Below are 11,925 nucleotides of genomic sequence, written 5' to 3' on the forward strand. Positions count from 1 at the left end.
CCCCGCTCAGGAGTTGAGCGTCTCGAACGCCGCCGGGTCCGAGTCGTGGAAGAGGCGGTACCAGGCGTCCAGCTTCTCGCCCTCGAAGACGTCGCCGAGCCGTCCGAAGACCTCCCGCGCGAACGCGACCGGCTCGGTCGGGCCCGCCGTGATCAGATCGCCGTCGGTGACCGCGTCCGCCTCGACGTACCGCTCGCCGCCCTTGTAGCCGGTGGCCGCCAGGTACATCGACGCGGCGCTGGTGTGCGCGCGGTCGTCGAGCAGGCCCTCGCGGGCGAGTCCGGCCGTGGCGCCGCAGATCGCGGCGACCGGCACCCCGGCGTCGAGGAACGCGCGGGCCGTGCGGGCGAACGGCGCCAGGTCCTCGCCCGCCTCCCACAGGTCGGCGCCCGGCAGGATCAGCAGGGCGCTGTCCTCGGGCCGCAGCTCGTCGAGGGCGAGGTCGGGGCGCACGCGCAGGCCGCCCATGGTGAGGACCGGGTCCGTGGAGAGCGCGACCGTGCGGATCCCGTACCCGGCGCGGGTGAGCCAGGCCGTGGTGTGGCCGGTCTCCCAGTCGGCGAGCGTGTCGTAGACGGCCAGGTGCGCGAGCCTGCGGTTCATGACGACCTCCTGCGTGCGGCGAGTGGTGCGTACGTAAGCATGCTGTCAAAACGACAGCATGCTGTCAATGGGTTCTCCCGTCGGCCCGCCCCGCGCCCCCGGCTCCGTTTCGTTAACGTCCGCGAGGGGCGGCCTTAACCCGGCCGTCCCTAGCGTCCTCGGCATGGACAGCACACTGACCCTCAGCGCCCATCTGGGCCTCGATCTGGCCGCCGTCTCGCTGCTGACCTTCGGTGTCTTCTATCCGCGGCACCGCAGGCGCGAGCTCGTGCCCGCGTATCTCGCCCTGAACGTCGCCCTGTTCGCGGTCGTCGCCGGGCTCGGTACCGTCGGCGGCGACGGCGGACTCGCCCTGGGCTTCGGGCTCTTCGGCGTGCTGTCGATCGTGCGGCTGCGCTCGGACGCCCTCCAGCACCAGGAAGTGGCGTACTACTTCATCACCCTGGTGCTCGGTCTGCTCTGCGGGCTCCCGGCGCTGAGCCTGCCCGTGGCGGGGCTGCTCGCCGCCGTGCTGCTCCTGGTGATGTACGGCGCCGACCACCCCCGGCTGTTCGCCGGGGACCGGCGCGCGGTCGTCACGCTCGACGCCGTCTTCCGCGAGGAGGGCCCCCTGCGGGCCGAACTGGAACGGCGCCTCGGGCGGCCCCTGGGCTGGACGGTCCAGGAGATCGACTACGTACGCGACCTCATGGTCGTGGAAGTCCGCTTCCGGCAACCGGAACCTTCTGTCCGGTCCCGGGAGTTGACGGTACGACGACGCACGACCCGGTCCAACACGATCGCCCCCAGCCAGCAGAAGGAGACCGTGTGAACCCCGCCGTACGCGCCATCGGCCGCGCCGCCCTCGCCGCGCACCCCATCGCGCTTGACGAGGTGAACGCCAGGGCGGAGCTCCTCGCCCGGTACGACAACAGCTACCTCGTGCCCGTGGAGATCTTCGAGGATCTCGCGGCGCTGCTCACCGACCCGCGCCGCGCCGGAGGCCCCTTCCGGGCGCTCAGCATCGGCGGCAAGAGGTGGTTCCGCTATCACTCGACGTACTACGACACCCCGGAGCTGGTGACCTTCCACGACCACCGGCAGGGCCGGCGCCTGCGCTACCGCATCCGGGAGCGCGTCTACCAGGACAGCGGGGAGCGGCAGTTCGAGATCAAGCTCAAGAGCGGCCGCGGCGAGACCGTCAAGCACCGCCAGCGGCTGGAGGGCGACGACCACGTCCTGGACGCGGCCCGGCGCGGCTTCCTCACCGGTGTGCTGCGCGGGTCGTACGGCATCGACGCCCCCGGCGGCCTCACCACCTCGCTGGTCACCGACTACCAGCGGGCCACCTTCGTCGCCGACGGACAGCGCATCACGTGCGACGCCGGGCTCGTCGTGCGGGACACGGTGACCGGGCGCAGCGCCGCCGCCGACTCCGGGCTCGTCCTCGTGGAGACCAAGACGAAGGGCCACCTGACCGAGGCCGACCGCGTCCTGCACCGCTACGGCGTGCGGGCCGCCGACTTCACCAAGTACTGCGGCGGATACGCGGCGGTGCGGCCCGAGCTCGGCATCAACAAGTGGGCCCGCGCGGTGCGGACGGCGTTCCCCCGGGCGCAACGGGAGGAAACCGCAGGGTGACCCGGGCGCCCTCGGGCGTGCTCCGCGCCTCGAAGGTCCCCTCCGCCTCCTGGGCCGTACGCCGGGCGATGTCCAGGCCGAGGCCCGTGGAACCGGCGCCGCTGGTGCCGCGGTCGGACGAGCCGGCGTCGGGGAATCCGGGGCCCTCGTCGGCCACGGCCAGCTCCGCGCCGCCGTCCCCGGTGCGCAGGACGGTGACGGAGAACGCCGTGCCGTGAGGGGTGTGGTCCAGGACGTTGCCGATCAACGCGTCCAGGGCCGCGGCCAGTTCGTCGGCGGGGACCGGCACCGGGACCTCGTCGGACGGGACGGACGTGCCGGCGCGGCGGCTCTGGTCCTCGGCCAACGGCTCCCAGAACGCGGCCCGTTCCCGCGCCACCGCAGCCAGGTCCGCGCGCGGCGCCTCCCGCAGGGGGCGCCGCGCCTTGCGGATCACGTCGTCGACGCTGCGCTCCAGGGCGGTGACGTCCGCCGCGATGCGGCGGGCCTCGGCCGTGTCGCGCAGGGTCTCCGCGTCCAGGCGCAGGGCGGCCACCGGGGTGCGCAGCCGGTGCGCCAGGTCGGCGGCGTTCTCCCGTTCGGCGGTCAGGAGTTCGTCGATGCGGGCGGCCAGGCGGTTCAGCTCGCCCGCGATCAGCCGGAGTTCGGGCGGGCCCTCGGGCGTGGCGCGGGCCGTCAGGTCGCCGGCGGCCAGCCGGTCCGCGGTGCGGGCCAGGCGCCGGGTGGCGCCGACCAGCCGGGACCCCAGGCGGTCGGCGAGCAGCAGGCCCAGGAGGACCAGGCCCACGCCGATGCCGGCCAGGACCAGCCAGGACGCGAGCGTGCCCGCGTACAACTGGCGCTCGGTCAGCGTCACCTGCACCACCGCCGTGCCGTCCTCGGCGCCCTGCACGGGCACCAGCACCAGACGGCCGCCGGACCCGGGCTCGTACGTGAAGGCGCGGCCCGTGCGGGCCAGCCGGACGGGGGCGGTGACGGCGGAGCCCCGCCGGGCGGCCGGGCCGACGACGGTGTCGTCCGCGAGGATCAGCGAAGTGAGCGGCAGGTCCTTGCCGTTGACGCTCTCCACCGTCTGCTCGGCCGTCTCCCGCTCGTCGGCGGTCGCGAGCGCGGGGCCGAGTGCGTGCGCCACCCACTGGGCGCGCGCGGTCGCCTCGGCGGTGGCGCGGTCCGCGGCGTGCGTGCGGGTCAGGAGGGTGAGCGGGACGAGGAGGGCGGTGAGGACGAGGGCGGTGGTCGCGGCGGTCAGCAGGAGCAGGCTGCGGCGCATCAGTCGGCCTCGGCGGCGGGGGTCTCGTCGGGGGCCGCCAGTTTGACGCCCACCGTGCGGACCGTGTGGAGGTAGCGGGGCGCCTGGGCCGTCTCGCCGAGTTTGCGGCGCAGCCAGGAGAGGTGGACGTCGACCGTCTTGTCGGCGCCGCCCAGGGGCTGCTGCCAGACCTCGGCGAGGAGTTCGCGGCGCGAGACGACCTGGCCGGGGCGGCGGGCCAGGTAGGCGAGCAGGTCGAACTCGCGGGGCGTGAGGTCGATGTCCGCGCCGTCGAGGGCGACTTCGCGGGCGACCGGGTCGACGCAGAGGGCGCCGATGTGCAGGGGCTCCTCCGTCTCCGGCGTGCCCAGGCGGCGCAGCACCGCCTTGATGCGGGCGTCCAGCTGCGCGGCGCCGAAGGGCTTGACGATGTAGTCGTCGGCCCCGGCCTCCAGGACCGTGACCATCTCCGGCTCGTCGTCGCGGGCCGTCGCCACGATGACCGGCACGTCGCTGACCGCCCGCAGCATGCGCAGGACCTGTGCCCCGTCGACGTCCGGCAGACCGAGGTCGAGCACCACGAGATCGGGTCTGCTGGTCACCGCCGCGTCCAGGCCCGCCATGCCGCTCGGCGCGGTCGCCACCGCGTGCCCCTTGTCGCGCAGGGCCCGCACGAGTGCGCCGCGGAGCTGGGGGTCGTCCTCGACGACAAGAAGATGCGCCATACAACCACCGTAGTCAGGGCCGGGGGACGGGCTTTGGCGGGGTCTTAACCGGGCGTTAGGAAACGATGCGGCACAGTGGCGGGATGAGGAAGTGGCGGAGCGCCGTGGTCACCGCGGCCTGGGTGGCCGTGGGGACGGCGGCGGGGGCGCTGGGCGCCTGGCAGTTGGCCGGTTCGGACAGCGCGGGCGAGACCGCGCACAGCAGACCGCTGGACGAGGCGGCGGTGCGCAAGGCGCTGGCGGCGGCGTCCGGGTCGGCGGACCCGGGGTCGGGTCCGGGGACTGATCCGGGGACGGGTCCCGGGTCCGGGAAGTCCTCGGGTGCACCGTCGGGGCCCGGCGCCTCGGCCGGCCCCTCGGGGAAGCCGTCCGGGTCCCCCTCCTCGTCCTCCTCGTCCCTCTCCTCCTCGCCCACCCCCGAGCGCTCGACCGTCCGCTTCACGGGCGGCTCCGCCACGGTGGAGTGCCGTCCCGACGGCACCGTCTTCCTCGTCTCCTGGAGCCCCGCCGACGGCTTCCACATGGACGACGACGTGGAGCGCGGCCCCGCGGCCGTGGCCCGCCTGGAGGCCGAACCGGGCGACGACGACGAGCAGGACGACCTCCCGTACGAGATCCGCTGCACCGCGGACGGCCCCCGCGCGAAGGTCGTCCCGGACACGGACGACGACTGAGGGCCTCGCACCGGCCCGGCGTACGACACTCTGTCGGGTTCCGCCGCGCACGCCAGACAAGGCGCCCATGTCGTGTCCACTTTGCGGACACTTACCCTCGGCCCATGACCCCTCAGCCGAATCCTCAGGTCGGCGCCGCCGTGAAGGCCGCGGACCGCGCACACGTCTTCCACTCCTGGTCCGCACAGGAGCTCATCGATCCGCCGGCCATCGCCGGCGCCGAGGGCTCGTACTTCTGGGACTACGACGGGAACCGCTACCTCGACTTCACCAGCGGCCTCGTCTACACCAACATCGGGTACCAGCACCCGAAGGTCGTCGCCGCGATCCAGGAGCAGGCCGCGACGATGACGACGTTCGCGCCCGCCTTCGCCGTCGAGGCCCGCTCGGAGGCCGCACGCCTCATCGCCGAGCGGACCCCCGGCGACCTGGACAAGATCTTCTTCACCAACGGCGGCGCCGACGCCGTGGAGCACGCCGTCCGGATGGCCCGTCTGCACACGGGCCGCCCCAAGGTGCTCTCCGCCTACCGCGGCTACCACGGGGGCACCCAGCAGGCCATCAACCTCACCGGTGACCCGCGCCGCTGGGCCTCCGACACCGGCACGGCGGGCGTCGTCCGCTTCTGGGCGCCGTTCCTGTACCGCTCCCGCTTCTACGCCGAGACCGAGCAGCAGGAGTGCGAGCGCGCCCTCCAGCACCTCGAGGACACCATCGTCTTCGAGGGCCCCGCGACCATTGCCGCGATCATCCTGGAGACCGTGCCCGGCACCGCGGGCATCATGGTCCCGCCGCCCGGCTACCTCGCGGGCGTGCGCGAGCTGTGCGACAAGTACGGCATCGTCTTCGTCCTCGACGAGGTCATGGCCGGCTTCGGCCGCACCGGCGAGTGGTTCGCCGCGGACCTCTTCGACGTCACGCCGGACCTGATGACCTTCGCCAAGGGCGTGAACTCCGGGTACGTGCCGCTGGGCGGCGTCGCCATCTCCGGCAGGATCGCGGAGACCTTCGCCACGCGGCCCTACCCGGGCGGTCTCACCTACTCCGGCCACCCGCTGGCCTGCGCCGCCGCCGTCGCCACGATCAACGTCATGGCGGAGGAGGGCGTCGTCGAGCACGCGGCGAACCTGGGCGCCCAGGTCATCGAGCCGGGCCTGCGCGCGCTCGCCGAGCGCCACCCGTCGGTCGGCGAGGTGCGCGGCGCCGGCATGTTCTGGGCGCTGGAGCTGGTCAGGAACCGCGAGACCCGCGAGCCGCTGGTGCCGTACAACGCGACGGGCGAGGCGAACGCCCCCATGGCGGCGTTCGGCGCGGCGGCCAAGAAGAACGGCCTGTGGCCCTTCATCAACATGAACCGCACGCACGTGGTCCCGCCCTGCAACATCACGGAGGCGGAGGCGAAGGAGGGCCTGACGGCCCTGGACGCGGCCCTGTCGGTGGCGGACGAGCACACGGCGTAACCGCCCCGACGAACGACCGCCCCTTGCCCCGTTGTGGGCAGGCGTTCCGCACGGCGGAACGGGTGGGCACAACCCCCGGTGCCGGGTGCTGATCAAGAAGGCCCCGGCCCCGTGGAACCCGGACCACGTAGTCTGACGTGCTCATAAGCGACCACGTACACGGACTCCGCGGGGGAAAAGATGCCCGGCACCGACGGCCCCGCCGTCATCCGCAGCACTCTGCGCCAGCAGATCGCCGACGCCCTCCGAGACGAGGTGCTCGCGGGCAGACTGGAGCCGGGCCAGGAGTTCACGGTCAAGGAGATCGCCGAGCAGTACGGCGTCTCCGCGACCCCCGTCCGCGAGGCCCTGGTGAACCTCACCGCCCAGGGCCTCCTGGACGCCGACCAGCACCGCGGCTTCCGCGTCCACGAACACACCCTGGACGACTACCGCGGCATGCTGGAGGCCCGCGGCCTCGTCGCGGACGGCATCTTCCGCGACCTCGCGGAGAACGGCGCGGAGCGCGGCGACATGTCCGCCGCCCTGCTCGCCGTACGCCGCCGCGGCGAGGAGGCCGCCCGCGCCGCCTGCGCCGGCGACCTGACCGTCCTGATCGGCTACGACCTCCGCTTCTGGCGCGAGCTCAGCGGCCTCTTCGGCAACCCCTACCTCTCCGACTTCCTGCACCGCCTGCGCGTGAAGTCCTGGGTCTGCGCCGTCACCCACCTGCGCCGCTGGAGCGAGCAGGGCGGCGGCGACCTGCGCGGCGTCCTGTGGTCCCGGCACACGGAACTCGTCGACGCGCTGGTGCGCCGCGACCCGTGCGCCGCCCACGCGATCGTCGTGGAGTACAACGCGCACTCCCTGTCCCTCATCGAGCGGCTGGCCGCGGCATGAGCGTGGATCTGACCGTCGTCGTCCCCGCGTACAACGAGGAACGGCGCCTGGGCCCCACCCTGGCCGCGATCCGGGAGCACCTGGAGGCGACCGACCAGGGCGAGTGGGAGCTGATCGTCGTCGACGACGGCTCCACCGACCGCACCGCGGAGATCGCCGCCGAGGCGTCCGCCGCCGACCCCCGCGTCCACCTGGTCAGCGGCGAGCGCAACCGGGGCAAGGGCCACGCCCTGCGCCTGGGCGTCCTCGCCTCCTACGGCCGCCGCGTCCTGATCACCGACGCCGACCTCGCCACGCCCATCGAGGAGCTCGAACTGCTCGACAAGGCGCTCGGCGACGGCCACGGGGCCGCGATCGGCTCCCGCGCCCGGCCCGGCGCGACCATCGACCGGCACCAGCACCGGCTGCGCGAGCTCCTCGGCCGCACCGGCAACTTCCTCATACGCTCGGTCGCCGTCCCCGGAGTGCGCGACACCCAGTGCGGGTTCAAGCTCTTCGACGGCGACCTCGCCCGTGAGGCCTTCGCCGCGGCCCGGCTGCGCGGCTGGGGCACCGACGTCGAGATACTGCAGTACTTCCACCGGGCCGGCTGGTCCGTCGCCGAGGTGCCGGTCCGCTGGTCCCACCAGGAGGGCTCGAAGGTCCGGCCGCTGGACTACGCGAAGGTCCTCGCCGAGCTGACCGCCCTCAAGGCCCGCTCGCTCCACCGCGCCGACCTGCTGGTCGCGCTCCTCTTCCTGGTCTTCTCGATCACGCTCTACTCGGGCCGCTGGGTGGCACCCGCCCACCGCTACATCCCCGACTCGATGCAGGACCAGAACCAGTGGGAGTGGTTCTTCGCGGTGACGGCCGACAACGTCCGCCACCTGCACAACCCGTTGTTCACGACCCTCCAGAACGTGCCCGACGGCGTGAACCTCATGGCCAACACGGTCATGCTCGGCCTCTCCGTCCCGCTCGCCCCCGTGACCTGGCTCCTGGGCCCGGCGGTCGCCCTGAACGTGGCGATGACCGGGGGCATCGCCCTCACGGCCGTCGCCTGGTACCGGCTGATCCGCCGCCGGCTCGTCCCGCACCGCGGCGCCGCCGCCGTCGGCGCGGCCCTCGCGGCCTTCGCGCCGCCGATGATCAGCCACGCCAACGCGCACCCGAACTTCGTCGTCCTGTTCATGATCCCGGTGATCATCGAGCGGGCGCTGCGGCTCTGCGAGGGCACCCGCGTCGTACGCGACGGCGTCGTCCTCGGCCTCTGCGTGACGTACCAGGTCTTCCTGGGCGAGGAGCCGCTGCTGCTCGCCGCGCTCGGCATGCTGGTCTTCGCCCTCGCGTACGCGGCCGCGCGCCCCGACGTGGCCAGGGAGTCCTGGCGCCCGCTCGCCCGCGGCACCGGCATCGCCCTCGCGGTCGCCGTCCCGCTGGTCGCCTTCCCGCTCTACTGGCAGTTCTTCGGCCCGCAGAGCTACAAGAGCGTCCTGCACGGCGACAACGCGGGCAACAGCCCGCTCGCCATGATCTCCTTCGCCGAGCGCTCCCTGGCGGGCGCCAAGGAGACCGCGGACGCCCTCGCGATGAACCCCACCGAGCAGAACGCGTTCTTCGGCTGGCCGCTCGTCGCGCTTGCCTTCGCGATCGTCGTACGCCTCTGGGAGCGCGCGGTCGTCAAGGCGCTGGCCGTCACCGTGGTCGCGGCGGCGCTGCTCTCGCTCGGCCCGAAGTTCCGCGTCCCGCTGACGGACGTCGTCCTGCCGGGCCCCTGGGCGCTGCTCTCCGACCGCCCGCTCTTCGAGTCCGTGATCGAGTCGCGCGTGGCGATGGTGTGCGCACCGGCGCTCGGCATGCTGCTCGCGCTGGCGCTCGCCGGTCTACTGCGCGCGCCGCAGCGCGCGCTCCGGTACGGCGGCCTCGTGGCCGTCGCCCTCGCGCTGCTGCCGATCGTGCCCGCGCCGCTGAAGGCCGTGGACCGGGTCGACGTGCCGCCGTTCATCGCCGACGGCACCTGGCGGACGTACCTCGGCGAGGGCGAGACGCTCGTCCCGATCCCGGTGCCCGACCCCGCCAACGCGGAGGGCCTGCACTGGCAGACCACCGCCGGTCTGGGCTTCCGCATCCCCGGCGGCTACTTCAACGGCCCCTGGGGCCCCGACCGCGTCGGCATCTACGGCCCCTCGCCCCGCAACACCTCCAACCTCCTGCGCGACGTCAAGTCCGTGGGCCGCGTCCCGAAGATCACGCCCGCCTGGCGGGCCGCGGCCCGCCAGGACCTGGAGTTCTGGAAGGCCGGCGTCCTGGTGCTCGCGCCGCAGCCGCACGAGACGGAACTGCGCGAGACCGTGGACGCGCTGGTCGGCCGTCGCGGAAAGTGGGTGGGCGGCGTATGGATATGGGACCTGCACCGGGGCAGTCAGAGGACCTAGGGCCCGACTACGCTGCCAGCACGCCGGGCGACGCACAGCTACGAACACCCGCTCCGACCCGTTCCGTCCACTGTCCGACCCGACCCTAGGAGTGCTTCTTGGCCTGCGACCTGTGGCTGGTCCCGCTCGTCGACGTGCTGTGCCACAGCGCCGACAATCCGTTCGCGGAGGAGCTCGCCGCCTACGACAAGGCGCTGCACGAGGCAGGGCTCCCCTCCGTTCCCGTCTTCGCCTACATGCCGGGCCTCTCCGGCGACGTGGCCCCGGTCGCGGGCTTCGACTACGACGCGCTGCACTTCCTGCGCCGCGCCTACCTCCTGCGGATCTGCGGCCTGGAGGTCACGCCGGTCGACGAACTGGGCGGCGACTACGAACAGCTCCTGGAGATGTTCGACGCCACGGCCCAGCAGTCCCACCTGGTCTGGCACTACGACCACGCGGGCGCGTACGTCCCCGTGGACTTCCCCGCCCCGCTCTCCAACGACGAGCTGCTCGCCGGCGGCGGCCCGCTGGGCTCCTCGCAGGCGCTCCTGCGCGAGCTGGAGTTCGTGGCCCCGTCGATCGGGATAGACCCGTCGAACCCCCCGCTTCCCCCGGCCCCGCCGGAGTCCCCCACGTCCCTGGAGGAACCGGCTGCCCCGGCCCCACGGGACGAGAGCCCCTTCGCGAGGGAACGCCACGTATGGCTGGGCCTGCACGCGGCGACCACACGGAGCCTGGCACAGGGCTCAATGATCATCTACAGCTGAGGGAAATCGCCCGGTCCCCGTCGGTCCCCGTCACGGCAGCGGTCACCGGGGCTCGGGAGGCCGCTGCCGAGGCATGTTCGGCCGGGCCCCCGGCGGCAGGGGAAACCGCCCGGGGCTCGCGGGGGCCTCCCCCCGCGAGCCGCCGGGAACCAGCGCCTGCATGGCCAACGGCACCGGCCCCGCCCGGAACTCCACCATCCAGTCGGCCGTCTCCGCCCGCACCAGCTCCGTCACGTCCTCGGAGAACTTCCGCAGCACAGCGAGGCACCGCTCCGCCGCCTCCCCGGCGGTCCCCTCCGTGGGCCCGAGCACCTCCCGCACGCTCTCCGAGGCCCAGTCGAACTGGAGGACCTGGAGCCGCCGCTGCACGGCCTGCGCCGTCGCCACGTTCCGCATCCAGCCGGAGGTGAGCCCGAAGAACCGGTCGCAGCCCACGCACGCCACCCCGGCGAGCAGCGAGACGAACCCCCAGGTGGCCACGCCCGCCACGGCCCCCGCCAGATCGAGCAGCGGCAGCACGCCCGCGCCCACGGCGCCCAGCGCGGCGCCGCCCCGCAGCAGCCGCGCCCCGCGCCGCTTCAGGGCGCGCTCGGCGAGATACCACTCGGCGGTGTTCAGGGCGCCCCGCTCCACCCAGCGGTAGAGCTCGTCGAGGCGCTCGGCGGGCTCCCCCCAGTCGCCGAGCGGAAAGGCGCGTCCGGTGAGGTCGCCGAGCCGCGCACCCGCCCCCGCCCCCGCACCCTGCCCCTCTGGGGGCACCCCCTCGGGCTGCATCTCCGGCTGGCTCACCCGGCACTCCCTCTATGAACGAACTACCTCTTGACGGCCCGCGCGCGACGCGCGGCGCACACCGCACGACGTACTGCGTACGGCGTATGAGCAGGCGTGACGACCGGTGCGGAAACGTTCGCCGCTCCGGTGCCGAAACGATCGGTGCTGGTGCGCAGCACTAAGTCCTACCGCCCAATGGGTGGCCATGAGCCCGCTTTCGCGGCTTTTCCGCCCGGAAGAGGTGCTTGATCAGGTATAGGGAGACGGCCGATCTCACTCGAAAGAGTGCTGGGGCGATGGCGCCCCCGACCACGTAGGCTCGTTCCAGGCGGATACCCCGCCCTTCGCAACCGCTCATCGCACCCGTTCGAAACCAGGAGCTGATCGTGATCCCCGGTGGTGGCCAGCCCAACATGCAGCAGCTGCTCCAGCAGGCCCAGAAGATGCAGCAGGACCTCGCGGCGGCCCAGGAGGAACTGGCGCGCACGGAGGTGGACGGCCAGGCGGGCGGCGGCCTCGTCAAGGCGACGGTCACCGGTTCCGGTGAGCTGCGCGGCCTGGTGATCGACCCGAAGGCCGTCGACCCCGAGGACACCGAGACGCTGGCGGACCTGGTCGTCGCGGCAGTCCAGGCGGCCAACGAGAACGCCCAGACGCTCCAGCAGCAGAAGCTGGGCCCGCTGGCCCAGGGCCTGGGCGGCGGCGGCATGCCGGGCCTTCCCTTCTAAGAAACCCCCCGGCCAACTACCGTACGTAGAAGCTCGGCATCCTCAGGGCCGCA

The 11,925-nt window shown here is 73.2% G+C and carries 12 protein-coding genes; 8 read left to right on the top strand and 4 right to left on the bottom strand.

Annotated elements, in window-relative coordinates; translation table 11 throughout:
• Positions 1-6: 6 nt before the first annotated feature.
• Complete coding sequence (locus AB0L89_RS27130; protein ID WP_365146003.1) at positions 7-603, bottom strand: DJ-1/PfpI family protein; 597 nt, start codon at positions 601-603, stop codon at positions 7-9.
• Between the two features lie 163 nt (positions 604-766).
• On the opposite strand from AB0L89_RS27130, the gene AB0L89_RS27135 reads away from it, so the two are divergent.
• Entirely contained in the window at positions 767-1,414 is a 648-nt protein-coding gene (locus AB0L89_RS27135) for a DUF4956 domain-containing protein (protein ID WP_365146006.1), read from the top strand.
• Positions 1,411-2,223 (top strand): VTC domain-containing protein, encoded by an 813-nt coding sequence (locus AB0L89_RS27140; RefSeq protein ID WP_365146009.1) that lies wholly within the window; start codon positions 1,411-1,413, stop codon positions 2,221-2,223. Before AB0L89_RS27135 ends, AB0L89_RS27140 begins: the two co-directional genes overlap by 4 nt.
• Here AB0L89_RS27140 and AB0L89_RS27145 read toward each other — a convergent pair.
• On the bottom strand, positions 2,156-3,493 hold the full coding sequence (locus tag AB0L89_RS27145) for a HAMP domain-containing sensor histidine kinase (RefSeq protein ID WP_365146012.1): 1,338 nt from the start codon (positions 3,491-3,493) through the stop codon (positions 2,156-2,158). The two genes, AB0L89_RS27140 and AB0L89_RS27145, sit on opposite strands and share 68 nt — an antisense overlap.
• Positions 3,493-4,197, bottom strand: a complete 705-nt coding sequence (locus tag AB0L89_RS27150) for a response regulator transcription factor (RefSeq protein ID WP_365146015.1) — start codon at positions 4,195-4,197, stop codon at positions 3,493-3,495. The genes AB0L89_RS27145 and AB0L89_RS27150 overlap by 1 nt, the downstream gene beginning before the upstream one ends.
• A gap of 83 nt (positions 4,198-4,280) precedes the next feature.
• Here AB0L89_RS27150 and AB0L89_RS27155 point away from each other — a divergent pair, with 83 nt between their 5' ends.
• From AB0L89_RS27155 to AB0L89_RS27175, 5 genes are all read left to right on the top strand, one after another.
• Complete coding sequence (locus AB0L89_RS27155) at positions 4,281-4,871, top strand: hypothetical protein (protein ID WP_365146018.1); 591 nt, start codon at positions 4,281-4,283, stop codon at positions 4,869-4,871.
• A gap of 104 nt (positions 4,872-4,975) precedes the next feature.
• Positions 4,976-6,331: an aspartate aminotransferase family protein gene (locus tag AB0L89_RS27160; RefSeq protein ID WP_365146021.1), complete on the top strand. Its 1,356-nt coding sequence runs from the start codon at positions 4,976-4,978 to the stop codon at positions 6,329-6,331.
• Positions 6,332-6,511: 180 nt separating this feature from the next.
• Positions 6,512-7,210 carry a GntR family transcriptional regulator gene (locus tag AB0L89_RS27165; protein WP_365146024.1) on the top strand — a complete coding sequence of 233 codons (699 nt, stop codon included), beginning with the start codon at positions 6,512-6,514 and terminating at the stop codon, positions 7,208-7,210.
• Complete coding sequence (locus AB0L89_RS27170; protein WP_365146027.1) at positions 7,207-9,624, top strand: dolichyl-phosphate beta-glucosyltransferase; 2,418 nt, start codon at positions 7,207-7,209, stop codon at positions 9,622-9,624. Before AB0L89_RS27165 ends, AB0L89_RS27170 begins: the two co-directional genes overlap by 4 nt.
• A gap of 98 nt (positions 9,625-9,722) precedes the next feature.
• Entirely contained in the window at positions 9,723-10,373 is a 651-nt protein-coding gene (locus tag AB0L89_RS27175; RefSeq protein WP_365146030.1) for a hypothetical protein, read from the top strand.
• A gap of 42 nt (positions 10,374-10,415) precedes the next feature.
• On the opposite strand, the gene AB0L89_RS27180 is transcribed toward AB0L89_RS27175, so the two are convergent.
• Entirely contained in the window at positions 10,416-11,162 is a 747-nt protein-coding gene (locus AB0L89_RS27180) for an SLATT domain-containing protein (RefSeq protein ID WP_365146032.1), read from the bottom strand.
• Between the two features lie 368 nt (positions 11,163-11,530).
• Between AB0L89_RS27180 and AB0L89_RS27185 the strand changes: the two genes are divergently transcribed.
• On the top strand, positions 11,531-11,872 hold the full coding sequence (locus AB0L89_RS27185; protein WP_079036579.1) for a YbaB/EbfC family nucleoid-associated protein: 342 nt from the start codon (positions 11,531-11,533) through the stop codon (positions 11,870-11,872).
• Positions 11,873-11,925: the final 53 nt, after the last annotated feature.

The organism is Streptomyces sp. NPDC052114, from assembly GCF_040680155.1.
GTDB lineage: Bacteria > Actinomycetota > Actinomycetes > Streptomycetales > Streptomycetaceae > Streptomyces.

What these genes read in the sequence shown, in the direction of transcription:
- AB0L89_RS27135 (WP_365146006.1), top strand. Translation starts at nt 767, where the DNA reads ATGGACAGCACACTGACCCTCAGCGCCCATCTGGGCCTCGATCTGGCC.
- AB0L89_RS27155 (WP_365146018.1), top strand. Translation starts at nt 4,281, where the DNA reads ATGAGGAAGTGGCGGAGCGCCGTGGTCACCGCGGCCTGGGTGGCCGTG.
- AB0L89_RS27150 (WP_365146015.1), bottom strand. Translation starts at nt 4,197, where the DNA reads ATGGCGCATCTTCTTGTCGTCGAGGACGACCCCCAGCTCCGCGGCGCA.
- AB0L89_RS27145 (WP_365146012.1), bottom strand. Translation starts at nt 3,493, where the DNA reads ATGCGCCGCAGCCTGCTCCTGCTGACCGCCGCGACCACCGCCCTCGTC.
- AB0L89_RS27130 (WP_365146003.1), bottom strand. Translation starts at nt 603, where the DNA reads ATGAACCGCAGGCTCGCGCACCTGGCCGTCTACGACACGCTCGCCGAC.
- AB0L89_RS27170 (WP_365146027.1), top strand. Translation starts at nt 7,207, where the DNA reads ATGAGCGTGGATCTGACCGTCGTCGTCCCCGCGTACAACGAGGAACGG.
- AB0L89_RS27160 (WP_365146021.1), top strand. Translation starts at nt 4,976, where the DNA reads ATGACCCCTCAGCCGAATCCTCAGGTCGGCGCCGCCGTGAAGGCCGCG.
- AB0L89_RS27165 (WP_365146024.1), top strand. Translation starts at nt 6,512, where the DNA reads ATGCCCGGCACCGACGGCCCCGCCGTCATCCGCAGCACTCTGCGCCAG.